20 protein-coding genes are annotated in these 25,544 nt (G+C 56.5%); all 20 read left to right on the forward strand.

What is annotated here, in order from left to right:
• Positions 1-81 precede the first annotated feature (81 nt).
• The 20 genes from ACWGXE_RS08240 to ACWGXE_RS08335 all read left to right on the forward strand — a co-directional run bounded on the left by ACWGXE_RS08240 (position 82) and on the right by ACWGXE_RS08335 (position 25,379).
• Complete coding sequence (locus ACWGXE_RS08240; protein WP_447602800.1) at positions 82-1,302, forward strand: phage tail sheath family protein; 1,221 nt, start codon at positions 82-84, stop codon at positions 1,300-1,302.
• A 10-nt stretch (positions 1,303-1,312) separates the two neighbouring features.
• On the forward strand, positions 1,313-1,747 hold the full coding sequence (locus tag ACWGXE_RS08245) for a phage tail protein (RefSeq protein ID WP_447602802.1): 435 nt from the start codon (positions 1,313-1,315) through the stop codon (positions 1,745-1,747).
• A 6-nt stretch (positions 1,748-1,753) separates the two neighbouring features.
• Positions 1,754-3,352, forward strand: a complete 1,599-nt coding sequence (locus ACWGXE_RS08250) for a phage tail sheath family protein (RefSeq protein WP_447602804.1) — start codon at positions 1,754-1,756, stop codon at positions 3,350-3,352.
• Entirely contained in the window at positions 3,345-3,785 is a 441-nt protein-coding gene (locus ACWGXE_RS08255) for a phage tail protein (protein ID WP_447602806.1), read from the forward strand. The genes ACWGXE_RS08250 and ACWGXE_RS08255 overlap by 8 nt, the downstream gene beginning before the upstream one ends.
• 9 nt (positions 3,786-3,794) lie before the next feature.
• Complete coding sequence (locus ACWGXE_RS08260; RefSeq protein WP_447602808.1) at positions 3,795-3,983, forward strand: hypothetical protein; 189 nt, start codon at positions 3,795-3,797, stop codon at positions 3,981-3,983.
• A 15-nt stretch (positions 3,984-3,998) separates the two neighbouring features.
• Positions 3,999-4,697: a CIS tube protein gene (locus ACWGXE_RS08265; protein ID WP_447602810.1), complete on the forward strand. Its 699-nt coding sequence runs from the start codon at positions 3,999-4,001 to the stop codon at positions 4,695-4,697.
• A 101-nt stretch (positions 4,698-4,798) separates the two neighbouring features.
• Positions 4,799-5,815 (forward strand): phage late control D family protein, encoded by a 1,017-nt coding sequence (locus ACWGXE_RS08270; protein ID WP_447602812.1) that lies wholly within the window; start codon positions 4,799-4,801, stop codon positions 5,813-5,815.
• Positions 5,815-6,393, forward strand: coding sequence for a phage baseplate assembly protein V (locus ACWGXE_RS08275; RefSeq protein WP_447602813.1), 579 nt, complete (start codon positions 5,815-5,817; stop codon positions 6,391-6,393). The genes ACWGXE_RS08270 and ACWGXE_RS08275 overlap by 1 nt, the downstream gene beginning before the upstream one ends.
• Positions 6,394-6,401: 8 nt before the next feature.
• A complete protein-coding gene (locus ACWGXE_RS08280) occupies positions 6,402-6,791 on the forward strand; it encodes a PAAR domain-containing protein (protein ID WP_447602815.1) in 390 nt (129 codons plus the stop codon).
• Positions 6,784-7,194 (forward strand): GPW/gp25 family protein, encoded by a 411-nt coding sequence (locus tag ACWGXE_RS08285; RefSeq protein WP_447602817.1) that lies wholly within the window; start codon positions 6,784-6,786, stop codon positions 7,192-7,194. The genes ACWGXE_RS08280 and ACWGXE_RS08285 overlap by 8 nt, the downstream gene beginning before the upstream one ends.
• Positions 7,195-7,202: 8 nt before the next feature.
• Positions 7,203-9,125, forward strand: coding sequence for a putative baseplate assembly protein (locus ACWGXE_RS08290; protein ID WP_447602819.1), 1,923 nt, complete (start codon positions 7,203-7,205; stop codon positions 9,123-9,125).
• Positions 9,126-9,283: 158 nt separating this feature from the next.
• Positions 9,284-11,005: a phage tail protein gene (locus ACWGXE_RS08295; protein WP_447602821.1), complete on the forward strand. Its 1,722-nt coding sequence runs from the start codon at positions 9,284-9,286 to the stop codon at positions 11,003-11,005.
• Between the two features lie 15 nt (positions 11,006-11,020).
• The gene (locus ACWGXE_RS08300) at positions 11,021-12,379 is read left to right on the forward strand and encodes a hypothetical protein (protein WP_447602823.1); all 1,359 of its coding nucleotides are present in this window, start codon (positions 11,021-11,023) and stop codon (positions 12,377-12,379) included.
• Positions 12,376-13,662 (forward strand): hypothetical protein, encoded by a 1,287-nt coding sequence (locus ACWGXE_RS08305; protein WP_447602825.1) that lies wholly within the window; start codon positions 12,376-12,378, stop codon positions 13,660-13,662. Before ACWGXE_RS08300 ends, ACWGXE_RS08305 begins: the two co-directional genes overlap by 4 nt.
• Positions 13,663-13,829: 167 nt before the next feature.
• Positions 13,830-15,569: a hypothetical protein gene (locus ACWGXE_RS08310; RefSeq protein ID WP_447602826.1), complete on the forward strand. Its 1,740-nt coding sequence runs from the start codon at positions 13,830-13,832 to the stop codon at positions 15,567-15,569.
• 64 nt (positions 15,570-15,633) lie between these two features.
• Entirely contained in the window at positions 15,634-16,890 is a 1,257-nt protein-coding gene (locus tag ACWGXE_RS08315; RefSeq protein ID WP_447602828.1) for a hypothetical protein, read from the forward strand.
• Positions 16,891-16,911: 21 nt separating this feature from the next.
• Complete coding sequence (locus ACWGXE_RS08320; RefSeq protein ID WP_447602830.1) at positions 16,912-18,894, forward strand: hypothetical protein; 1,983 nt, start codon at positions 16,912-16,914, stop codon at positions 18,892-18,894.
• Positions 18,895-18,902: 8 nt separating this feature from the next.
• On the forward strand, positions 18,903-21,212 hold the full coding sequence (locus ACWGXE_RS08325) for an ATP-binding protein (RefSeq protein ID WP_447602832.1): 2,310 nt from the start codon (positions 18,903-18,905) through the stop codon (positions 21,210-21,212).
• 479 nt (positions 21,213-21,691) lie between these two features.
• Positions 21,692-24,829 (forward strand): hypothetical protein, encoded by a 3,138-nt coding sequence (locus ACWGXE_RS08330; protein WP_447602833.1) that lies wholly within the window; start codon positions 21,692-21,694, stop codon positions 24,827-24,829.
• A gap of 247 nt (positions 24,830-25,076) precedes the next feature.
• Positions 25,077-25,379, forward strand: coding sequence for a hypothetical protein (locus tag ACWGXE_RS08335; protein WP_447602835.1), 303 nt, complete (start codon positions 25,077-25,079; stop codon positions 25,377-25,379).
• Positions 25,380-25,544 lie beyond the last annotated feature (165 nt).

Raw genomic sequence — 25,544 nt, forward strand, 5'->3', positions numbered from 1 at the left:
GCTGCAGTTTCCGCCACGGCTGATCTCGGGACCTGTACAGCTGAGGCAATCGGAGAAGGCACCTGGGGCAATAACGTTCTCGTGGCAGTTAAGAAAGCCACAGCAGCTGTCGACAACACTCCAACGGCCGATTGGTTTCGAATCCAGGTAGCGTATTATCGTGACGGCGTACCAGCGAACTTTGTGGACCCTACCGATGAGAAGAAGCTCGGCGATCCTAATCGTGCGGAGCCAGATGCCTTCGAGGATTACGATAACCTCACCGCGGACCCGACTGACTCGAATTTTGCGACGTCAATCATTAACGCCATCTCTAAACTGATAAAGATAACTCCGTGTACGGGAAAGCCTGATGAAGTGGATTTTCCTGATCTTCAGCTCGAGAACGGTGTGAGCGATCCGGCAACACTGACCGAATACCTGGATGAGAACACCGAGGACCCGGAAAAGCGGCGTGGTCTCGCGGGACTGTCGACGATTCGAGAAATCTCGCTCGTTGCGACCCCTGACGAAGTGGTCATTCAAGGTTTAAGCGACAAAGTCATCGAACGCTGTGAGGCGATGAAAGATCGTTTCGCCATCACAAGTGTGAACGAAAACACGGCCAGCATTGTGGCATTGCGGCCACCGAGGGATACAACCTACGCGGGATTGTACTATCCATGGGTCAGGATCTTTGCGCCGCACACAGCTGAAGGGCATAGAACGATTCCACCGACCGGCCATGTGACAGGCCTTTTAGCGCGCACCGATATCGAACGCGGCGTCCATAAGGCTCCGGCCAACGAAGTGCTGCGAGGCATCGTCACACGGGATCTTAACGGCAATAAGAAGCCGCTTGAGTTCACGCTTGGCAACCGCGAGCACGATATCCTCAATCCACGAGGCGTCAACGTGATCAGAGACTTCCGTCCCGATGGCCGAGATATCCGAGTGTTTGGAGCACGGACCATGTCTTCCGACTCGATGTGGAAGTATATCAACGTCCGACGATTGTTCATATTTGTGGAGCAATCTATCGATCGCGGCACCCAATGGGCGGTTTTTGAGCCCAATTCTGATCCCACGTGGAGTGCTATCCGCACGTCCATCACGGCCTTCTTGAGAACGGTGTGGCGTAATGGAGCTTTAATGGGAACGACCCAGGAGGAGGCGTTTTTTGTGAAGTGCGATCGCACTACGATGACGCAGGACGATATCGACAATGGGAGGCTCATCTGCCTTATTGGCATTGCCCCCGTGAAACCTGCCGAATTTGTAATCTTCCGCATCTCACAGAAGACCATGGAAGCGGAGGCATAAGGAGATCATCATGGCGGCAACTTCAAGCAGAAACGATCCGTTCACCTCCTTTAATTTCATCGTCGATATCCAAGGAATGAAGGCAGGATTTGCCGAGGTGGGAGGACTTGCGACGGAGACCGACATTATCGAGTACCGAGAAGGAAATGAGGACATTACCGTCCGTAAAATCCCGGGCAAACGTAAGTATACGAATCTCACGTTCAAACGAGGTTTTACAAACAGCAAAGATCTATGGGAATGGCGCAAGAAAGTGATGGACGGTAAGACCCAACGGCTCCCCGGCACAATTACGCTCCTCGATGAGGCCCGCAAACCAGCGCTCGTTTGGAAATTCTACGAAGGGTGGCCCTCAAAGTGGGCGGGCCCTGCATTCAATGCCAAGAACAACGAGATTGCAATCGAAGAAATGGATGTCTGTGTAGAAGGGCTGGAATTGGAGTAATTGGACTTGGCACTCTACCGCACACCAGGCGTCTACTTCGAGCGGAGGGATGTCAGCCCGCTCGGGATTGGACTGCCACGTACAGACATAGCGGGTTTCGCCGGCATTACAATGCGCGGCCCCCTGTTTACCCCTGCAAAGATCGAGAGCTGGACCCAATTTGTATCGGTCTTCGGCGACTTCATCCCACAAGGGTACTTAGCCTATGCAGTCTACGGTTTCTTTGCCAATGGCGGACGTACATGCTGGGTCTCGCGTGTGGCAGATCCGGCATCAGCGCAAAGGGCGACGGGTCAATTCGGTGGCGTGGCGGTCTCGGCAGGCAGTCCCGGTACCTGGGGCAATACTATTCGTGTTCGCCCTTATCTCATCGGGAATGATGTGTCCGCTGTACTGGTGCGGCTTCCCAACGGAACGGAGCAATTCCTACGCAGTCCCTTTACCAGCTCTTCCGATCGGCGCGAGAACTTATTCAATGTGGCACAGGGCAGTCTTGATCCGCGCCAAGCTCAAGCATTGCTGGTGTCGATATCCGTCTTAGACCTGGATACATCGCTTCCTCAAGAAGGCTTTCTCTCGGGAGGCGCCGACGGTCTCGGGGGTTTGAAGCCGGAGCACTTCGAACAGGCGTTCGACGCGTTGAGTGCTATCTCAGAGATCGGTATTGTTGCGGCACCCGATCTAGCTCCCAAGATAAGAGTGACTCACAAAGTCAGGCGCCCGCGTACCAATTGTTGCGAGAATCAGGCACCCGCTCCCGCAATGGAACGCCAGGACTCGATCGAGTTCCCGCCGTCCTTTAGCGATGAGCAGGTGCAGCGGCTACAGTTGGCGCTCGCTATGTCGGCCCAGGTGTCGCGGTATCGTTTTGCGATCTTAGACATCGGAGAAGAGCGAGCCGATCCGAGCCAAGCCATCATGTGGCGCAAGGCATTACCTGAAAACAGCTTCTCTGCATTCTATTATCCATGGATCCTTGTTGATGATGATCCTCTCCGTCTCACCGGCCCGGTGCGGGCAGTGCCGCCCAGCGGACATATCGCAGGTGTCTACGCTCGCAGCGATCAGCGCAAGGGCGTCCATAAGCCGCCGATGAATGAAGTGCTGGAAGAAGTGAGCGATGTGAGTTTCTCCATCGATGATGCTGACCATGGCGAACTCAATGAAAACAATATTAATGCCATTCGCGCTATGCCGGGTCGAGGCGTCCGTGTTATGGGCGCGCGGACGCTATGGAGCGATATTTTCTTTCGCTATATCAATGTCCGCCGGCTACTATCGATGATCGAAAAAGGCATCGAGCAATCGCTGATCTGGACGGTCTTTGAGCCGAATAATCCACGGTTATGGTCGGAGATCGATAGAATTGTGCGCGGTTTTCTGGAGAAATTGTTCCGCCAGGGCATGCTGGACGGAAGGACGTCGGAAGAAGCGTATTTCGTCCGGTGCGACGAGAAGACCAACCCCTCTTTTGAAGCCGACCTTGGACGAGTCCTATGCGAGATCGGAGTCCAGCCCCCGTATCCGGCAGAGTTTGTCGTGGTCACCATCGGAATTACACGAGACGGCATACTGGTTCAGGAAGGAAGGGAGCAACATGCCTGAGACCGGAGCGCGAAACGATCCATTTCCCGCATTTCGCTTCACGATCACATTCGACGATTTACCCCCCGGTGGATTCAGCGAATGCAGCGGAATCCAGATGGAAACAGAGGTGCAGGAGTACGCTGAAGGTGGTGTAAACACCCATATGTTGAAATTCGCGACGCGTTCGAAGCAGTCCAATCTCACGCTAAAGCGAGGCATCGTAAACAAGCATTTGTGGGACTGGCATCATGACATCAGGATTGGAAAAATGAAATATCGCAATGCCACCATCGTGATCCTAGATAGCGCGGGTGCAAGTGGGTTGATGGAATTTCAACTTCTGCAGGCCTTCCCGGTCAAGTGGATCGGGCCGGAATTGAGCGCCGGTCAGAACAACCTGGCGGTTGAGACAGTGGAGTTGGCGCATCAGGGGCTTGAGCGGAGAAAGTGAATAAAGAATATGCCGCTGCACATTGAAGAGTTGACCAGCGAAGTGACAGTGATCGATGGGGACTCGTTTCTGACGGAACAGCAGAAAGAGGCACTTGTGAAGCTAGTCATCCGACGTCTCGCGGACATGGCGCGAGAAGGCGAACGTAAGGCGAAAGCGACAGAGTTACGGCGACAGGTCACGCTGCTGGATCTGTAATCGTTCGAGGAGCGTATGGCACTGGAGAAGGCGGTGATCGAGGTCGAAGAGAGTGACCGTGGACCCGGCCTGGATCCGCGTATTCCGGTTCAGTTCAACCCCTCGGAATATACGTTGGCAAAAGCGGCTCAGATTGCGGAGATCGCGATTCCGGGTATCGATTCCCCGATTCTTCAGTTTGTTCGGGGGCAGACTCAGACGCTTTCCATGGAACTGTTCTTCGATACGACACAGGATGGCATGGGGGAAGGGGCGGTCACGGATGTGAGGACCAAAACCGAGCCGGTGTATCAACTCGTGAAGATTCAGCCCAAGACGCATGCGCCCCCGCGGATACGTTTCTACTGGGGGATGGGGCTTTCGTTCCGGGCGATCATCGAAAGCATTCAACAGAAGTTCACGCTTTTCAATCCCGCCGGCGTTCCGCTGCGCGCGACGCTCACCGTGAGCTTCAAGGAGTACCAAACCCTCGAAGAGCAATTAACGAGACTGAATTTGCAATCCGCCGATCATAGCAAAAAGCGTTTGGTAAAACGCGGTGAAACCTTGTCGCTCATAGCATATCGTGAATACGGTGATACAGCTCAGTGGCGCCGAATTTATGAAGAGCCTGCCAACGCAGAAGTGGTTCAGAATCCTCGCCGCTTGATACCTGGGTCTCAAATCACCATTCCGGCCATTGATGTGCTTGCCCGAACAGGAGAACAGACGTAATGGCGGGGACGACTCTGCAAGCCGCACCGATCTACGAAGGACGGGACTTTTACGTTCCTTACTTTGAGGTCAAGATTCAAGGTCGCCCCCAGGGACAAGACGTGATTAAGGACATCCTCTCGGTCTCGTATAAGGAGAACATTCAGGAACTCGATAGCTTCGACATCACGATCAACAATTGGGATGCTGCTGAACGGACCTTCAAATACAGCGACGCGAACTTATTCGATCCGGGGAAAGAACTTGAGCTCTGGATGGGTTACTACGGCACGAACCGCCTGCGTCTCATGGTGAAGGGAGAAATAACTTCTTTGCGGCCGTCGTTTCCTTCCGGTGGCGGATCTACGTTGACTATCAGTGGTCTCAATACCCTCTACAAATTCAAGGCGCAACAGGAGTCGCGTATCTATGAGAATCTAACGGATACACAGATCGCCCGACAAATTGGCGCCCGCCTTGGAATTGAAGTGGAAGGTGAAGATAAAGGCGAGGAGAAATTCAAGTATCTCATTCAGGACAACCAGTACGACATTATCTTCCTCATGGAACGCGCCCGACGAATAGGCTACGACCTTTTTATCGATGAGCCGCTGCAGGGCGGCAAAAGCGTCTTGAAGTTTAAAAGGTCCACCGATGTGCGCCGGCTCTCTTATAACCTGACTTACGGGACATCACTCATCGAATTCCAGCCCGAGCTAACCACCGCAAATCAAGTGGGGAAGGTAACCGTGCGGGGATGGGACCCTCTTCAGAAGAAGAAGATAGAGTTCACGGCGACACGCGCCCAAATTGTAACCAAAGGTGTCGGCGTCAAGGGCGGCCAGCCGGAGATCGACAAGTCATTCGAGAACAAAATTGAGGTTGTGGCCACAAAACCGGTCGAAAGTGAGAGCGAGGCTCGGACCTTGGCAACTCAGATCCTCGAAGGCATCGCCAAAGAAATGGTGAAAGGGACGGGTTCAACCGTCGGCCTTCCCGATTTACGGGCGGGGGTGGTGCTTGAATTGAAAGGCCTAGGCAGCCGTTTCAGCGGACGTTATTTTGTCGTGTCGACCACGCATACGATTGCTGACAGTGGATATACCACACAGTTCGAATGTCGGCGGGAGGAATTGTAGTGCAGCGAGAGAACGGAATCTTGATCGGCATTGTCACCGATCTGAAAGACCCTGACGGTCTCGGGCGCGTGCGTGTGCGGTTTCCGTATCTCGGCGATCAGCCCAGCGCCTGGGCAAAAATTTCTTCTCCTATGGCGGGAAAAAACCGAGGATTCTTTTTCCGTCCCGAGGTAGATGACGAATTGCTGGTCGCATTCGAAATGGGAGATCCGCGTCGGCCTTACATATTAGGCGGGCTCTGGAGCAAGACCGACACGCCACCGCCGGATGATGGGAATGCTGAAAAAAATAATTGGCGGTTTATTCAATCCCGGTCGGGGCACGTTTTGAAGTTTGACGATACGAAAGGCGCTGAGCGGATCGAAGTGATCGACAAAGATCGTAAACATAGAATCGTTATCGACAGCTCCGGCGATAAGATTCAGATTCACTGCGACAGCGGCAATGTCGAGATCAAGGCTTCCGCTGGCAAGGTGCAGATTGAAGCCGGCGATGCGGAAATTAAGGCGTCCGGCAACATGACGCTGGAGGCAGGGGGCCAAATGAGCCTCAAGGCCAGCGTCGTGAACATCAACTGAGGCACGGCATGGGACAACCGGCGGCAAAACAGGGAGACAGAATTGCAGCGGTGGATATGCACCTCATTCAACCCCCGGGGACCACGCCGCCGGTTGCCGTGCCTCATCCGTTCAACGGGATAATCGACGGAGGCCTCAGTACCAACGTGAACATTCAAAACAGGCCGGCAGCCACCGTGGGTAGCACGGCGACCAACACGCCGCCGCATGTTCCGCAAGGCGGGACGTTTGTGATTCCTCCGGCTAACCGCGGGACGATCATTACGGGCAGTGCGACGGTCCTGATCAACGGAAAACTGGCGGCAAGATCCGGCGATACGGCGCTCACATGCAATGATCCACTGGATGCGCCAGTCGGCACGGTGGCGGCTGTAGGGACGGTGAATATCGGTGGCTGAACAACAGAGAGAATTTCTCGGGACAGGATGGGCATTTCCGGTCATGCCAAATCCCAACGGCAATCTGCGATATGTGTCCGACGAGGAGGCAGTAGGCCAGAGCATCGAAATCATTTTAGGCACAAGCCAAGGAGAGCGCCAGATGCGGCCGGAATTCGGCTGCGGCATTTACGAGTTGGTCGGAGAAGCGAATACGGCAACATTGCGAGGAATGGTCCGCGAGAAGGTTCGCGAGGCGCTGGTGCGTTGGGAGCCGCGAGTCGACGTACTAAACGTTCGCGTTGAGTCGCCGGAGGAACAGAGGAATCGATTGAATATCTGGATTGATTATCGAATTCGATCCAACAACGCGCTGTTCAATCTTGTGTACCCTTTCTTCCTGCGCGAAGGAGCTGAACCGTAGAGGCCATTATGCCGCTCGCCAACGAAGAGCCAAAGCTGGATGATCGAACGTTTGATGAGTTGTACCGAGACTTGCGCTTGCGTATTCCTCGCTACAACAAAGAGTGGACCAACTTTAACGACAGCGACCCCGGTATCACGCTCCTGCAATTATTCGCCTGGCTGTCGGAGATGATGTTGGTGAAAATGAACCAGATTCCGCGAAAGAACTACATCAAGTTTCTCCAGTTGCTCGGCATGGAACTCAGGCCGGCTAAACCTGCTTCGGCTCACCTGACGTTTTTTACAAAATCCAGCCAAGTGGCGGAGCCGGTGCCAATGCGGTCGCAAATTTCTGCGCAGACCCCAGACGGTGGTCCCCCTGTCATCTTCGAGACCACCCAGGCGATTGATCTGATTCAAGCTCCTCTTGTGGTAGTGGGCGTTTCCGACGGCGGAGCGATCGTCAATGTGACGTCGGCGAACGAGAAGCCCGGCACAAAATTTCGGCCTCTGGGATGGTTCGCCGAGCCGGGCAGCGCGTTGTATTTGGGTTTTGAGAGGGTGGAGAATCTCGTGCCGTTCCCTCAACAGATGACCTTTCGAGTGTTTCTCTCAACAGAAACCAGGATAGACCGGGCGCGACGAGTGGATGAAGTCCCCGTTCCTCCACCCGTCAATATGGTATGGGAATACCGGCCGCGGGAGGGAGCCGATTGGGAGCGCCTGAATGTCTTCGCCGATGAAACGGCCGCATTCACCCGTGAAGGATATATCCGAGTCGAAGGCCCTCGCGAAATTGAGCCATCCAAGGAGCCTCGCCTCGGCGCGGATCCCCGCTACTGGATTCGCGCACGGCTCGACAGCGGACGCTATCCGAACGGGATGGGGCCTGAGGTCGACTTCGTTCGCCCGAACACCGTGCCCGCCGAAAATCTCGTTACAGTACGCGGCAGCATTCTCGGTCAGAGCCAAGGGCAGCCTCAAGAGATCTTCCCATTGCCGTTCAAGCCTGTTCAGCCTGACCCTCTTCGGATTGTGACGGAGCAGAACAATCAAACTGAAGAGTGGCGAAGGGTCCATGATTTTCTCAGTTCTAGACCTCTTGATACGCACTTCGTGTTGAACTCGACAGAAGGCACCATCCGATTCGGCGACGGGGAGCGTGGCCGTATTCCTGAGGCCGGGGCTCTCGTCATCGCGGACGAGTTTCGTCACGGCGGCGGCGCGCGTGCCAACCGAGCAGGCGCGGGAACCATTTCAAATCCACTATCCGTCCTGACCGGCGTCGATAGGGTGTCAAACGAACGGCCAGCCGTGGGCGGCGCCGACGAGCAGACAATTCAGGAATTGCAGCGCGACGCTCCGAACATTGTGCGACGGAGGGAACGCGCGATAACCGCGGACGATTTTATTTCATTCGTACAGGAGGCCGGGGGCGTCAGCAATGCCACGGCCATCGCCAATGCGCATCCCGAGTTTCCTGGCATCGATGTACCGGGCGCTGTCACGGTCGTGATCGTGCCCGATACCGGCGAGACACCGCCGATGCCTTCGAGCGATCTGATCGCCTCGGTTTGCCGCCGCCTCGAACCACGCCGGCTGATTACGACTGAAGTCTACGTCAAGGGCCCAACCTACAAAGAGATTCGCGTGGAAGCCTTTGTGGAGGCTGCCCCCAATGCGGCTTTCGATACCGTCTCCCGCAATGTCAGTAAAGCGCTGGATAAATTCCTCGATCCTAAGATCTGGAAGTTCGGCGAGGATCTCTATCCTACCCGCATTTATAAAGAGGTGTTAGACGCGGATGCGGATGTGGCCGCGGTAAGAAATTTGAATATCTACGTCGATGGTCGCCTGCATGACGGTCTGGGGCAGATTGTGTTGGACAAAGGCGAGCTTGTCTACGGACGAGGCCATCTCATTGTAGTCACACCAGCCGTGAATCGATAAACGATATGGTACCCGATGGCCCTAAATCCTGGTTGCTTGGCGCAGGCTATGATTGGCGCACTTCGCTAAAGTCTGGCGTTGCCGATAGTCGCACGGAAGGACTATCTCTTACCCGCACAGGTCCCGCCAAGGCGCCATTGCCTCCTGCCGCTCCTTCAGTGCCTCGGTATCGGTTCGACCGGTTGAGCTACGACATCAATCGAGCGCAGCGGGAGCTAGTCGCGTATACGCCGGATGGAAAACTCCGACACCGGTGGGGAGCTCGCGACGCCCAAGGCAACGACGTATCGGCATCCGATCCCGCCGCCTGGGATCCGGTTGATATCGCGGGCGACACGGGATGTGTTTTCTTACTCGACCGGCGCTATCAGACCATCTATACGCATACTTACGGCCGCGAAGCGCTCTCACCACTGATTCAATCTCAAGACTCCGATTCCCGCTGGTCCCGGATTACATTGGATGAACATGGGTGTCTCCTCGTTTTTGACAGCCGCGCAAAAGGGTCGAGATGCTATGGCCGCGGCGGCAAATTGTTGGGGGCCAGCCCGGCTCAATGGCCCGCCCCCATTTCCCCACAGGAAGGAAGCAACCAACCCTCTACACAGCAAGACGATCCGCCATATCCGACCGACGGTTATTGGTTGAGCCAGCCGCTCGACAGCGGACTCTACAAGTGCCAATGGCACCGGATAGAAATGATGCTCTCAAGCATGCCGCCCGGCACGCAAATCGAGGTGAAATCCTTCGCCTACCACGACATAGAACAGGCTCCTCTTACCGGTAGTGATCCGCGATGGGTGCCGGCTTACGCCGTTGCGGCGCCGGCTCAACCACCTCCGGCGGAGCGCACACGCCAACGCGTCGATGAATTCCTTGTTCACGGCGGTGCCGGACAGTTTTGTTCCTTGCTTGTCAGGCTGCGCGGTGATGGGTTTGAGTCGCCAGTGGTTCGCGGTCTCCGTATCCATTATCCCCGCGAATCATATCTCCAATATCTTCCGCCGCTGTATTCCGCCAATGAACCGATGCGGCGCTTCCTCGATTCTTTTCTCTCCATCTTTCAGACTGAATGGGATGAGATCGATCGCCGCGTAGACGAATCTGAAGCGTACTTTGATCCCGACGCCGTGCCGGAAGGCGCACCGATGAAATACCTCGCGAGCTGGCTGGGATTGCAGCTCGAAGGAAGCTGGAAGCCCGATGAAAACCGGAAACTTCTCCGGACAGTCCCGAGAATCTATCCCCGTCGAGGAACCGTATCGGCGCTGCGCGAGTACTTGTCCATTTACCTTGCGAATTTCACCGGTCAGGAACAGGACGTTGTGGCGCAAACGGCGTTTCCCGCCATCCTAGAAGGATTCCGCGAGCGCCAGTATCTCATGCTCTCGACGCCTGGAGGCAGCACGCTGGGCATCGCCAAGCCCCTCTGGAGCGATGGCGTGGTTAGGAGACTGCAATTCGGCGGATTCTCTCAACTCGGTGAAGTGGAGGTTGTTTCTACCGGGGATCCAGAGCGCGATCTGTTTCACTACTTCGCGCACCGGGTGCGGATCTATCTGCCAGCCTCTTGGGTCCGCACCGCTGAGCAAGAGCGGTTACTGCGTCGCGCCATCGAGAGTGAAATGCCGGCACATGTCAATTATGAGTTGTGCCTCGTGAACCCTGGAATACGCGTCGATATTCAATCCACGGTAGGACTTGACACGATCGTCGGCGAAGGACCGCCTTGGCGGCTTCCTGGTAAGCCGGAAGAACCGGCGTCCAGCCTGCAGCCTGTGAATACGCTGGGCCAAGGCACGGTGTTATCGCGAGACACCACTCCAGGGCCGGCGGTTCTAGACTGCACTGCGAGAGTGGGCGATTGGATTCTCGATTGAGTAAGGAGAGCCGGCATGGAACCGTCTAAGGGTCTTGATCATAAGGTGCAATGCGACGATTTGATGCAAGAGCGCGCACGCTATTTCATGGGCCGACATCTGACGGCGCGGGACTTTCGGGATGAACAGGCCTATCACCGCACTCATCGGCTGTTTCACAATCGCATCTTGCACGGCTGGGGTGTGGTGTGTGGATTGACGGTGAAACAGCATGCCCGTCATGATTGCCGAAACAGGTTCGTCGAACTGACACCCGGCATCGCGGTGGACTGTTGCGGTCGAGAGATCGCGGTCGAATGCGCGCCTACATGCAAAGAGCAGGGGATGCCCGAAATCCCGTGGAAGGACTACAAAGAGAGCCGCCCTCTGCTCCTGCTATGCCTCTGCTACGACGAAAGAAGAATCGAACCGGTCGCGGTTCTCCATCATGAAGGTGATTGCAGCGAAACGAAAACGGACTACGGTCGATACCAAGATGCTTGGAAGCTTTCCTGGCGATGGATTTCCGAATCCGATCTGCCACGGTATGAATGGAAGAACCAGTATGGCGGCTGTTTGCCGGAGACACAGCGGCAAGGCCAAGAGCACACGGAGGAAGGTAAGCAACACTCCACCGAGCAGACTGCAGAATCACAGCCTCCGTCGGAAGAAACGGGTTCAACGGAGCCGGGCCGACACGACAAGCAACGCGGCAGCGACCATCCGCTGATCGTCCCGGGTCCACCGTGCCCCGAAGACGACTGCGGCGATCCTTGCAGTGAAGGGTTTCGGAGTTGTATCGAGCCGCGATGCCCGCCTGACCATTGTATCCCTCTGGCGATCATTTGCGGCCGTCCTGGACAGCCCGTTGTGAACCAGCAAATCATCATGAAGGGGCGGCCTGAACTGCCCTATGGCCCCACACGACTCACGCACATCGCTCACGTCAACTGGCCGCACGGCGGTGTGGTGACGCCTGGCTGGTTCAAGCAGCATAGGGGGCGACTCGTGGTGAAATTCAATAGAAAACTTCGGAAGGCAGACGAAAGACCTTATCCCGGCCCATGGGGGATCAATGAAGCCATTTTCCTGGTTCAGTTTGGTAGACAGCAGGAAGATCTTGACTTCGCCACATTTGAAAACCCGCCTAGATTACTCGACAACCAGTGTGAGGCAGAGTATCAGATTGCTCCACGACGGCATCACCGTGACAACTATGAATATCTCGAGGGCCACATAGTGTGGATCACACTGAAATGCGATTTTCTCTATGACTGTCATGGCGTTCGGGTGGATGGCAATAACGACGGCGTCGCCGGCGGTACATTCGAAAGCTGGGTGACGGTTCTGGATGAGCACGAGTGCGAGCGGATGAAGAAGGAGGGTACGCTATGAATCAGACACACAGTGACACACAAACCCATGTGACCCTCGGCGGCCGCTGCGGATGTTCTGAATACCAGGGGGAGTGCTGCAAGCTGGAGTGTCTGCTGCGACCAAATTTCTATGGCGGACAGCTGCTCACAGACAGGGATTTGAAGTCACTGGTGGATTGGGTGGAAGGAAAGAGCGCACTTCAGCGGTTCCGTGAGGGATGGGGTGTCGCATGTGGACTGGAAGTGACATGCAGCCATAAATCAAAAGAAGAAGCGCGCGTCTATGTCGCCAAGGGGTATGCCGTGGATTGCTGCGGTCGTGACGTCGTGCTGTGCGAACCGGCCTGGTATGACTTCAAATGCGAGGTGCCGAACGACCCGTGCTGTCGCGAACGGAAGCCGGATCGGCCGTACGGGGGCACGGAGCAACCGGGCTATGAGGCACCTGCGGTTGCGTCGCCCCTCGGATGCATTCCGCTTTCAGAGCTTCGGGCCTTCGATCTTTGTCTACGCTTTGATGAGCAGATGACAGGGGGGCAAAGGGCCTTAGTAAGCGGAAGCTGTGCTCCCATGGGAGAGTGCCAGTTCACGCGCATCCGGGAAAAGGGAACACTCATCGCCAAAGAGATTAAAGACCCATGCGCCATTCCGACAACGTTGCCCGACGAGACGTATAGACGGAAGCTCAAAGATCTATTGGATCAATTAGCAAGACATCGGTCATCGCCGCAGAGCATGCTCGACTATATTCGTGGCAAACTTCATTCGTTCTGCTTTGTCGAAGACTGCCTCTGCAATCTGATACGCGACGAGAAGTGGGGCGATACCTGGTATGTAGACTGGGTCTTCTACATCCTTCAAGATTTTCGAAATCACTACTTTCAATGCTTCTGCGATGCCTGCAAACACAATCCCTGCGAGGGCGACGGCGTGCCGCTTGCTCGTGTGTGGATATGGGATAAGAAGGAAGATGACTGCCGGATCTGTAAGGTCGTCTACATCGACTCTTATCCACCGTACCGCAGATCCCTTGGAGGCGACTGCTGGCCTTCATATCCCGGCCACGTCAATCTCTCCCAATACATTTGGCATGAGAAGGTCGAGGTACGGCAGGAACTTGCGCGATCCGGGTTTACTACTATCGATGGAGGTAAGATCGATCCGCATACCGTTTCAGCATGGGAAAGTTCTGAGAAGGATCTTATCTTTGCCCCATACGGTTCTCAGCTTGTCATTAAATGGTATCCGGATCTCTGTGGACGGGAACGTGTAGTCGCATTTGAGAAGGGCGAGCCAAGATGAGCCAACGATGGCGGCCTCGTTTTCGTGAACGCCAGCGACTGCGTGCTGTTGATCTTCGAGCGGAGCAGAACTATCTGCTCGGACTCGCGGGCCGCCACCATATCGGACCTCATGGGTGGGGCATTGTGCGGGGCCTCGGCCTCTCAATGGAGAATGGCACTGCAACTGTGCAGCCCGGTCTGGCGATTGACGGGTATGGACGGGAGCTTGCCCTTTTTCAAAGTGTGACGTTGACCCTTCAGCCGGGCCCAGCGCCGCAGTACGTCTATCTTTTTTATTGCGAACGCCCGTACGGCGCGTGCGGGAGCGCGCCGGCGCCCCGCATAAAAGATTCGGCGGAAGTGGACGTCAGTTCTGAAAAATGGCCTGTGCCAAATCTCCAAGTGTCTTTAACCCATGCAACTGCTGCAGGACAAGCATCCAGACTACCGCTGTGGCCTGTCTTGCTTGGCGTCATTGAATGGAATAAGGAAGGCAAATTAGGGGTAACGCGTTCTCAATCGCCATTTACGCGAGTGCCCGGTTCGCATATTGCCGCGCCGTCAGGGAAGACCGTGATGCGCGTCGGGCAGGAGAATCTCGCCGATCCGTATCATTTCCGGATCTCATCGCAGGTAGCAAATGGCATGCTGCAGAATCGCTTTGCGATTGATCGCGACGGCAATCCGATCTTTTGGGGAAATGTGACCATTACCGGGTCCACACGTGCAGCAGTCATTCCGATCCCGAGCGGAGGAACTCCAATAAAGGCCGAACTGAAGTCATCTATTGGGGCAGATGTCCGATGGCGGGCGGCCCTTGAACCGAAGAAAGGTGGCAAGCAGGTTCTAAAAGTGTCCTTTCGAAGCAAGGCCGGCCCTGGCGAGAAGGTGGTTGAGGATACATTGGACCTAGACATCGGAGTGAAGGCCCGGAGGCTAAGCAACTTGCTGGGACAATTCAATGAAAACTCTAAGCTCGTCAACGTGAAGAAAATTGGGACAATGCCTCTGGCTTTGTTGGAACACCACCGGCCGAAGGATGACGCCGCTGAGCCGGACGATTTGAATCGCGGTCCAGTGTTTGATGACCGCGAATCATCCCTGGAATATGTGGGCGGCACATTGAGATTCACGCCGGAAGGAGCGGAACCCACGGGGCGGTTCTGCGGCTGCGACAGGGAGCCGGAGAGAACTAAGAAGCTGCCGGAGGGCGTCATCTTGAAGCCCGGCACGGCCGTTCCCGTGCCCTCGCCGCGAGACATCTACTGCATTCGGGTGAAGCCAGGCGATCAGGCACCGATTGAAGAAGTTCGGATCGCTGGAGGACCCTTCAAGGAAGAAGACTACAATCGCCGCGTTACTATCGGACATTCCCCGAGCCACTTCGAGCCATGGCTCACCATGCTAGGTAACGGCACAGTTGCATTGCCGGGGGGGAAGATTACAGACACAGGAAAAGCGTTTCCCATGATCAATGTCATAGGCACCCTTCGGCTGCCGGCGGTGAAACCGGACCCAAGAGATCAGCTTTTTAACAACCTGATGGTATTTGCATTCACCAGAGGGGTGTTATCCGTCAGCTCCTCCCTTATCAAGATTACGTTCAATCTGCCGGACTCCATTGGTCCAGACCCGAATTGGTCATATGACTTGTCGCTTCGCAACTTGAGCAGAACCGAGCTTAAACTGATAAACGGTATCGAAAGGATGGTGCGGGGCAACGCACCACAGAGCCCTACGATCATCCAGAATCTGCCTCAAAGAATTGGGCCATCTGGGACCGAAACCATTCAAATTGCTCATAATGGCATTCCGATTGGAACAGGCAATCTATCAATCGAAGTCACTGTGGTGATGCGAGCAGACAGCCTGACCGTTGCCGCAAAGGAAATGTCAAAAGAAATTGTAGTCAACGAGATTGGTTGAGCGAACATTGAGCCGATAATGGAGATCACCACCACGTAGTGCGCCATCAAAAAGAAGGACGACAATGAACAATAAGAAGTCTCCAAGTCGCGTCCATTACTTTGAACAACAGTATCTGCGTCGCCAGGAGTTTGCGGACGAACAAGCCTATCAGATCGCACTGCGACGGCGTCACAATAACGGCCACCACCGTTGGGGAATCGTAGTCGGTCTCGAGGTTACGCAGGAGGAGGGGACGCTTGTCGTTCGTCCCGGGATGGCGATTGACGGCTATGGCCGTGAGTTGGTGCTTGAGGCCAAGCGATCCATCTCGGCTGAGGAATTCCCGCGCCTCGGCTCCAATCGTCTCGATGTCTGGCTCTACTATGAATTGGTAGAAGGTGCCGGTGCCCCTGTGAGCTATCTCCCCTGCGGCGACGATCGTTCGGACGACTATTACCGATCAGATGAATCGCCTCGCCTGGTCCTGGAGCGCGCCGGCGTCAGCCGAATTAATGCGCGCCGCCCTAAACATGTTCCCGTTGCCGTTCTTGACGCGGTTGCGCCGCTAGAAACTCCCGATGATCCATTAGTGGTGTGGCCGGTCTATCTTGGCCGTGTGACATATGCTCCCGAAGAGCAGGATCCTGAGAAGCGATTTCTCATTGATGCATCCGATCGCCCATACGTCGGACTGCTCGCTGAGGTGATTGATCATCCAGCCAACGCGACACGAGTCGAGGTGGGCCGAGCATCGACGCAGGATGAGCAACGCCAGGTCAACGAGACAATGTACGTCTACAAGGCAACGGGTGATCGGGCCTTCGCCGTTTTCGTGCCGCCGCAGGACGTCGAATCGGATCGTGTTGACCTTCGACCGCGGTTCGAAATCGATGTGAAAGACAATAATTATCTTCGAGGCGAGACGACGGTGTATGGGAACCTCCAGATAGCAGGTGGGGCGGTTCAGTTCACCAAACCAGCCCAAGTTGATTCTAACGATAACCGGGATTATCCGTCTATTTATCGAGTGGCGAGCAACGGAAACGACGAATTGCGGTTCGATCTAGGAAAGGTGGCCGTACCCCCTCCGCAACAGCCTCGTGTGTTCACAATCGGTATCACGACCGACGATGGGCTGTTTCGTCCTTCCTTGAAGCTCGAGTATCTGGTCCCCGCCGGGGCGAGTGAGCCTCAACCATTGTTGACCGTGTACGGCGACCTGACAGTAAACGGTCTTCTCAATAGCCCCGACATCATTGCTCGATCCTTGAGCACGGAAACTCTCAATGCTCTCCTCAGCAGTTTTCAGGCTGGTGTGATAGCTGCCGGAGGCAAGTAGCGGGATGGGCTGAAGGAATGTATGGAAACGCGGGTGGGCCACGTTCACATCCATTACCGCGTACCCAAGTGCTCGCCATCGGCCACGGCTGCTCTGCCGACATTGGATCGGCTCGTGCGGGAGCGCCTCGCCGACCCGTGGGATCGGGCGCTGCGCGAGACGTTCGACGACGACCCGGCTGTCTATATTGTCCGCAAAGTTTTTGTGCGGATCGGCATACTCGCGCCACACCTGACAGTTCACTCCCGACTTGCTGAGCAATGGAGCAAACGCCTGTGCGCTTCAGTCGTTCGCTGTATTGCCGCGGGAGAGGACCATGACAATCTCGTCTGCTTCGCCAACCAGGCGGAGTTCGTGGCCAGCTTCTTGGCGGACTTCGTAAAAGGCCGTGCATGGGGCCACTGGTACTATGGAACCTTTCAGAGCTACCGTCGATTGTCGGAGTCTGACGTCATTCTTGCCGTACTTCAGGATAACCGGGAATGCATATGGGACATCTTGCGGCGCCTCAGGGGCTTAAGTGCCATCGAAGCGGTCCTTGCCCTGCTTGGCATTCATGGACAGCGGATGTTGTGGGGCAAGCTGGCAAATGCCGATGCAATCGATGAATCACCGGACACGTTCCGCATTTTCGTGGAGAGCGCCTATTGGATGATGGATGCGTTGGCTCTCTGGTCCGGCCCACGTCCGTCCGAGGCCGCGACGCTCGCTGCCTACCTTCACACGAAGCCGACTTCGCCGCAGTGGACTAGCTCGAGTTCTCTGGCGGAGGCCGTTGCCGATGTGATCCGTTTTCTGGCGAGGCAGAGCTTGGTCTCATGCTCCAGGTGGCTGGAGAACGAAGCGAAGTCTGATCTTGAACGCGCCCTCAACTCAAGGCTTGATTGGCTCGATACCAAGCATCTCGCGAGTCTCGCGGCCAGCATCCTGAAACCTCCGCCCTCACGAGCAGAAGCGTCGTTTGTCCTGCGTCCCATCGGAATCACTCCTGCGCAGAAGGCGTTACTTGAGAAGGTTCGACGCCTCATCCTTGAGGGACAATGCCGGCTCGATGGAGGCGCTGCGACGTCGGAGGCCAACCTCCTTCGTTTGATAACCGCCCTGTCCGAACAACTCGATCCGGCGTCCCTCTCAGCGGCGACGGCAATGCTCGAGAGTATCGTGGAGACCTGGATGGTCCTTCGCACGCATCCGTGCCCGGCTGACGCTGTGGGGCTTCTCCGCCAAGCGGCCATCGGTCCCATACTAGCCGCAGCACTGCCCAGAACCCGCGCAGCCATGGCGCACCATCTGGAACGGGTTGCTCGTCTCGGCGATCCCGCGATCGCTGTGGTTGAGGAACTGATCACACAATCGGGTGACGTTCCGGTTGGGCAGGGTACCATCGTCCAATCCCAATGTGCAGGATTGTTCTTGCTCACTCGAGCCCTCCAGGACATTCGGCTCGGTGCGGTGTTGAAAGAGTGTGGATTTGACATGGTTCAGCCGCTCCTTGTTGGTCTTGCTATCAAGATCGGGGGCCGGGCCGCCTGGGAAAACGGAATCCTCGATCCCGGCGCCGGCCTCTGGACGGGGTGTGAGTCCGAGGCAGCACTCGAATCATTGCGGCACTTAGAGTCCCTTGACCGGGACCGTTTCGATGCCGGTCTGTGCGACCTGCTGAGCGCTCAGCGGCTCATTGACCTTTATGATGGTCCATCGTTGGATGAAGGCGTCTCGCTTCCCTGTTCGGTGGAGCTCGACGCCATGCTCGACCGCACCGCAGCGCGGACACTGCGGGCATGGGCTCGTTGGCTTCCCGGATTCGGCCAGTCCAGCGCCTCCTATCTCTTATCCAACTTCATCCGGCGCCCAGGGTGGATCGAGGTAGGTCCGCGCTTCCTCCAGGTCCATCTTACCTCCGGGCCTCTCGACGGCATTTTGCGAATGGCCGGGTATCTCAGCGAGTCGCCCGCTGTGTCCTGGCTGGGCAATCGTACGGTCAGGTTCCACATCACCTCGTAGGCCTCGTCATGGTGCGTGCCCCAATACCCACGGTCACATTGCGTGGGCCGTATCGTTCCAACATTGATTATCTGCACGATGAGCTCGCACGTATCGAATTATTCGTCCGCGCGCAGGTTATCCGCTGGCAGCATTCCGCGGCCTGCGCCGCTCCGGAAAATGACTGGGGCATGGTGGTCGTGTCTCACGCCGAAGTCGAATGCTATCTGAAGTCGCCCATCGAAGCGCCGAGCGTGCTGTCAGCGGCGGTGTGGGAAGAAGTGAAGCCGTGGTGGGATGCGGCGGCCCGACTGCGTGAGGAAATCGACGAACTCTCTCTCGACGCGGATTCGATACGCGATCTGCGTCTTCTCCAGCTTAGTCAGTTGTTCGAGCTTTCCACTGCCGAAAGAGACATTCTCCTGCTCTGTCTTCTGGCGGAGCTCGATGACCGCTACCGCCGTCTGTTTGGATATCTGCAGAACGATGCCTCGCGCCAATCGCTGCAGGTTGAGCTCATCACGCAAATGCTTCCCGTATCCGTGCTTGGAGGAGGCGTGGGCCGCGACCTGTTTTCGCCAACAGGTCGTCTCCTCGCGAACCGACTGATCGTGATGAGCACCGATGCATCCGGCCAAGAGAGCTTGCCGCTCCGCTCGGTCCGCATCGATGATCGTATCGCCTCTTATCTCCTCGGCTCAGCCGGCGTGGACCCCCGTCTGACGGATATTGTGAGAAGGGGCCACGCTGGTGCCGTTCCGCGTCTTCATGCTCGTCCGGAGACGCTCGCTTTTTTCCAGCGCCTGCCTGCGGCCTTGCGCATGTCCCTTGAGGAGAAGAATGAAGGCGTACGTTTGCTGCTCCTTGGGCCGGATTCGCGTCTGGCCGCAAAAGCCGCTCGTGCCACGTGCAGGGCCCTCGATATTCCGCTCCTCGAATTCGACGTGCGGGGAGGCCTGCGCGGCAGTGCTCCGTGGGAATTGCTCGTGGACCTGGCCTACCGCGACGCGCGCCTCTGCGGCGCCTCGCTGTTCTTCTACGGCTGCGAGACCATCCTGGCTGCGGAGCAAGACCGGGTGCGATGGGAGTATCTGGCACAGGTGGCCTGCCGCTTCACCGGCCTGACGATCGCGGAAGCCGATTCCTCCGCCTTCCCTCGGGGTGTCGTCAGTGACGCGCAGTTCTGGCAAGTCGACCTGCCGCCGCCGGACTACGATACGAGAAAAGAAATCTGGCTCGCCAAGTTGCCAGATCCGGTCGATCTATCGCTCACGGAAGAGGAACGAGTCCGGCTGGCCGCCGATCTGGCCAACGCCTTCCAAACAACCGAGGCGCAGATCGAGGATGCCGTCGCCGGCGCATGGCATGTGGCGCGCCGAGACAAGCCAATAGCGGCGCACATCGGCGCAGGCCATCTCTTTGAGGCGTGCCGCCGCCAAGCCGGCAAGAGACTCGTCGCGTTTGCACAGCGGATCGAGCCAACCCGTACCCTTACGGTCGATGATGTCGTATTGCCGGAACCGAACAAGCGACAGCTCCTCGATCTGCGCAACCGGATTCGTTATCACCGCGAACTGCTGCATGGGACAGGATTGGACCAAACCATGCGTCTAGCGAAGGGGTTGTTGGCGTTATTCGCCGGATCGTCCGGCACGGGCAAGACTATGGCCGCTGAGGCGCTTGCGAACGGTCACGGCGTGGACTTGTACAAGGTGGATCTGTCCGCCGTCGTTAGCAAGTGGGTCGGCGAGACAGAAAAGAATCTTAGTCGGATTTTTGCCGAGGCGGAAGCCTCGAACGGGTGGCTGTTCTTCGATGAGGGAGAAAGCCTATTCGGCACTCGGGGCGATATTAAGCAGGCACAGGACCGGCTCCTGAACCTGGAAGTCAATTATCTGTTGCAGCGTATCGAAGAATTTTCCGGCGTGGTCATCCTCGCGACCAATTTGCGGCAGAATATCGATAACGCCTTCATTCGTCGCATCCATGCCTATGTTGAATTTCCGCAGCCGAATGCGCAGCTACGCGCCGGGATTTGGAAGAAGCTGATGCCGGCTTCTATACGTCGTGATGTTGACGATCAGCAGCTCGGGAAGCTCGCCGCACTGTTTGACCTCTCGGGCGGCCATATCCGGAACGCCATACTTGATGCCTTATTCCGTTCCTGCGCGACCGAAGATCGCATGCTCACGCTGCGCCACCTTGTTGCCGGCATTGCCCGCGAATATCAAAAGCTAGGCCGTCCCATTACCAGCGCGGAGTTTGGTGACACGTTCTATCAGTGGGTCGTGGAGGATATTCTCGACCCACAGCCAGCACGATTAGCTGCCAGGAAGTAATGCCAGCACGGTCAAAAGCACGGACGCAGGCACCTCAGCGGTCGGGAGCCGCCAAAACGACGGCTGTCCGAGTTCATCCACACGCACCTGCGCGTCCGCCTCGGCCCATGCGGCCGCCGCTGAAAGAGCCGAGCGAGCATGCCACGCCGATGCAGCGTGCCCGCATGTCAGCTGGGCTGCAGCAACGCATGGGCAACGCCCGCGTCATTGCCATGAGAAGGGAGTCAACCCCTTCTCCGAGAAAACCGATTAAACCAACCGCTCCTCTCGAACCAAAGGCGACTCCTACCCCGACAGCAATGGAGCCCGCCGCTATTGCGGCCAAGCTCACAGCGACAACGACTGCGGCCGAATCGGAGCCTATGGGCCCTGCTACTGCCCTGGATCGTGCCTCCATGCCGACTCCTACCCCAGGGTCGGCATTGGCTCAGCCGGCAGAGGAGGCGGCTGCTCCCAGTGAAGAACAGATGCCGGCTCGCATGGGCAAAGAAGCCGCCGCGCCTGCCATGGCAGCGTCTCCTGCGGCACCTCCGGACGCCGAGACCATGACAACGCAGCCCTCTTCGGAGACCACGAAGGAAGCGAAGGCGGCTGCCCCGTCACCGCGAAAGGCGATCGGCCCCGCGATCGCCGCCGTCCGTGGTCGCGCGGCCACTGCACGGAAACATTCGGCACCGGGCGTCACCGTCGCCTCGGCCCAGGCAGCGGCGATCAATCCGGGTACCGAGCAAGCCCGCGCTGCTGCTGCGCAGACAGTCGCGAATCTGGATGCAGTCAAGACAGAAGCGGTCAAGCGTGAGGAGTTCAAGACAAAACTCAAAGAGGCGATCAAGAACGCCACGCCGGAGCCGAAAACCGAGTCCGAGGCGGAGAACGTCATGAAGACGGGCGCTATCCAGGCGAGCAGTACGTTGCGTGGTCAGTTGGCGACGGAACGCGATGCAGCGGCGGGACCGCTTAAAGACGCCGCCGGCACTGAAATACCGGCGTCCACTCAACCTGCGCCGCCAGAAACCGATCTACAGCCCGAGCAGGTCGGCGCACCCCCGGAGCCCGTGTCAGCGGCGCCCGTCGTTCCCGCGCCCCTGCCGGCACAGCGGCTCGACTACTCGTCCGATCGCGCCCCCAGCGATCAGGCCATGGCAGAAAGCGGCGTGACCAAGGAGCAGCTCGAAAAAGGCAATGAGCCTGCCTTTGGCCAGACGCTTGAAGCCCGCTCGACGGCGGAAAAGCATGAAGCGACCGTAGAAGCGCGTTACCGGCAATCCGAATCGAAAGTCCAGAACCAGGCGCACAATGCGGCGGAGACAGAGTTGTCCAACAATCTTGCCGGCATGCATGAAATCCGCGCGGAGCATATCGGCCAAATCGTCGGACAGCAGGTCGGCACCACGGCCAAGAACGCACTGGAGCGCCAGCGTATCACCGACACGATCAACGGCATCAAGGACAAAACCCGGTCGGATGTCGGAGCTATCCTGACCACAATGGAAACTGAGGCGGGAAACATTTTTGAGGCGGGTCTTCAGCGCGCCGAGAAGGCGTACGAAGACACGTTCGAAGAGGCCAAGGGCGGTATTGGAACGTGGCTCACGACCTGGGGCAGCGACTGGGAAGAATTGATCGAAACCTCGCTTGTCAAAGCGCGGGCTGAATACCTGCGGCAGGTCGATGTTGCGATCGACCAGGTGGCAAACCTGGTAGACGCCAAGCTCCAGGCGGCCAAGCAACGTGTCGCCGACGGTCGCAAGGAAGTCGAGGACTTCGTCAAGGGACTCGACGACAGTGTCAAGCGTTTCGGCCAGGAGGCGCTTGAGGCAGTCTCGGCTGATTTCGATGCAATGGGTACGGAGATCGACCAGCGGCGCGATAGCCTGATCGACAAACTGACCGAGCAATATAAAGCATCCTACGAGCGCATGTCGGCGATGGAGGAAAAGCTTCGGGAGGAAAACAAGTCGCTGTGGCAACGTGTGTATGACGCGACCGTCGGCATCATCAAAAAGATCTTGGCCTTCAAAGACATGTTGCTCAGCGTGCTCGGAAAGGCGGCAGCCGTCATCGGAGAGATCATCTCCGATCCGATCGGTTTCCTCGGCAATCTGGTGTCCGGCGTCATGTTGGGTTTGCAGAATTTCATGTCGCGGATCGGCACGCATCTCAAGAAAGGCCTGATGGATTGGCTCTTCGGGGCGCTCGCCGGCGCCGGACTGCAACTGCCCGACACGTTCGATCTGAAAGGCATTGTGAGCATCGTCCTTCAGGTGCTGGGCCTTACCTATGCGAACTTCCGAGCGCGCGCCGTCAAGATCGTCGGCGAACCGATCGTCGCCGCGCTCGAGCAGGCTGCGGAAGTCTTCAAGGTGATCATCACTGAGGGCATTCCCGGTCTGTGGCGTTTCATCAAGGAGAAAGTGGCTGATCTCAAGTCAATGGTCCTGGACGCGATCTTCGACTTCATCAAGGAGAAGGTCATCATCGCCGGAGTCACCTGGATCATTGGGCTTCTCAACCCGGCCTCTGCGTTCTTCAAGGCCTGCAAGGCGATCTATGACATCGTCATGTTCTTTATCAACCGCGGATCACAAATCTTGGCGCTTGTGAACGCGATTATTGATTCCATCGCGGCAATCGCCAAAGGTTCCATCGGCGTCGCGGCGAAGTGGGTCGAAGATGCGCTCGCGAAAGCAATCCCGGTCGCCATCGGCTTCCTCGCCAGCCTCCTGGGCCTCGGCGACATCAGCGGAACGATCAGGAAGACGATCGAAAAGGCCCAGGCGCCGGTCAACAAGGCACTCGATTGGGTGATCCACCAGGCGGTGAAGCTTGTGAAGGCGGCGGGGAAGTTCATCGGCGGGCTTTTCGGCAGCAAGAAGGGCCAGAAAGAGGAAATGCCGGAGTCCGGCGACCTGGAGAAAGATGGGAAGGTTATGAGGATTCTTGCATCTATCGACAAGGCTGAAGCGGCTCATGAGACGGAAGGGAAAATAAGCCGAGACGATGCCCTGGCAGTCGCAAAACAAGTGAAGAGTGAGCAGACTGAGGTGAAGTCGACTACAGTTGTTGACGGCGGCGCGACCTGGGACTATGACATTGTTGTTAATCCGAAATGGCGACGGAGGGGTGGCTTTAAGGGCGCAAATGCCAAAGTAAAAAAGGGCATCGCGCAGTTAAGAAAATTGCTGGCCTCTCTAGAGGAAAAAGATGTTCATCACGCGTTCTCACATGGGATTGCGGCTCAGTTGACGCGTGCTGAACAGTTGCATAACACCGGCAGGCTGATAGGAGTGGAGGTCGGGTTTGAACGCGATCGTGGAGCGATTGATCTTGAACTTGTTGACCCATTAGAAGTCGTTGAATATAAATATTGGACGCGATCTCACTACAAGTCAAAGATCAAGGGGCTAAGTAATCAGCTCCAGAAGTACGTCAGGACTGGCAAACCCGTTGTCTTAGAAATGGGTATAACAAAAACTGATCCTATAGATATCGAGTTCGTAGAAAATACTCTTCTGCACTCTCTAGAGGAAAGAAACCTGACGTATGAAGGGTTGATAAGCATATATGAATACGAAAACATGATTTCGGTAGTCATTGTAGCAAAGCCAGTGAAGTGACGATGCATCGATCGCACGGAGCAGGGTGATGTCTAAAGCTAATGACACTATCTCGAGCCCACTTGGTAGCGCGGCGTGGCCCGAAGTACTCATCCAACCCGGACGACAAAGGAGCGACACGCGCTGGTACGGTCAGCACTTCGTGTGTTGACTTTGCATTTATGCGCAGGACTGAACTGCTTATGTCTCCGGAAGACTATGAACCCTAAGGAATAAATGGGCGCAGGACAGACGGCGAGGAGAAGAGATGGGCGACAAGGAATTAAAGTTATTGATTGACACTCTGTGGAAAACTACTTTCGTCCTCGACGACGGAAGACGACTCAAGACCATCCCGATCGAATGGAACAAGCTGACTCTAAAACAACAATCGACCGCCATCTCTGAGCTTCGGCGCCTTATCATAAAAGAGCTTAAGACGCTCCCTACCGCTTCCCGACTCCATTTGGAGTTCAGTGACATTCCTCCGGAGCTTAGAGCAATACTAGTGGATATCGGAGGGGAGGCCAATCCCGATTTCACATGGGGAATCGTAGAAACTGCTAGTTAGTTCCCAGCTTCTCTAAAGCTACTTCAAATATCGGTGAGGCTTTTACACCCAATTGCAGTACTGGCATGCGCCAAAGATTCAATATGCCTCCATAAGTCGCGGCTGGATGGAGCAAGTCTATCCTCACCATCATGCTCCCGTCGGCTTTCCATCACCGGGGCCCTG

Source organism: Nitrospira sp. Nam80 (assembly GCF_965152575.1).

Coding starts and splice junctions, on each gene's coding strand:
- ACWGXE_RS08245 (WP_447602802.1), top strand. CDS start 1,313: ATGGCGGCAACTTCAAGCAGAAACGATCCGTTCACCTCCTTTAATTTC.
- ACWGXE_RS08255 (WP_447602806.1), top strand. CDS start 3,345: ATGCCTGAGACCGGAGCGCGAAACGATCCATTTCCCGCATTTCGCTTC.
- ACWGXE_RS08260 (WP_447602808.1), top strand. CDS start 3,795: ATGCCGCTGCACATTGAAGAGTTGACCAGCGAAGTGACAGTGATCGAT.
- ACWGXE_RS08265 (WP_447602810.1), top strand. CDS start 3,999: ATGGCACTGGAGAAGGCGGTGATCGAGGTCGAAGAGAGTGACCGTGGA.
- ACWGXE_RS08280 (WP_447602815.1), top strand. CDS start 6,402: ATGGGACAACCGGCGGCAAAACAGGGAGACAGAATTGCAGCGGTGGAT.
- ACWGXE_RS08290 (WP_447602819.1), top strand. CDS start 7,203: ATGCCGCTCGCCAACGAAGAGCCAAAGCTGGATGATCGAACGTTTGAT.
- ACWGXE_RS08300 (WP_447602823.1), top strand. CDS start 11,021: ATGGAACCGTCTAAGGGTCTTGATCATAAGGTGCAATGCGACGATTTG.
- ACWGXE_RS08305 (WP_447602825.1), top strand. CDS start 12,376: ATGAATCAGACACACAGTGACACACAAACCCATGTGACCCTCGGCGGC.
- ACWGXE_RS08315 (WP_447602828.1), top strand. CDS start 15,634: ATGAACAATAAGAAGTCTCCAAGTCGCGTCCATTACTTTGAACAACAG.
- ACWGXE_RS08320 (WP_447602830.1), top strand. CDS start 16,912: ATGGAAACGCGGGTGGGCCACGTTCACATCCATTACCGCGTACCCAAG.
- ACWGXE_RS08325 (WP_447602832.1), top strand. CDS start 18,903: ATGGTGCGTGCCCCAATACCCACGGTCACATTGCGTGGGCCGTATCGT.
- ACWGXE_RS08330 (WP_447602833.1), top strand. CDS start 21,692: ATGGGCAAAGAAGCCGCCGCGCCTGCCATGGCAGCGTCTCCTGCGGCA.
- ACWGXE_RS08335 (WP_447602835.1), top strand. CDS start 25,077: ATGGGCGACAAGGAATTAAAGTTATTGATTGACACTCTGTGGAAAACT.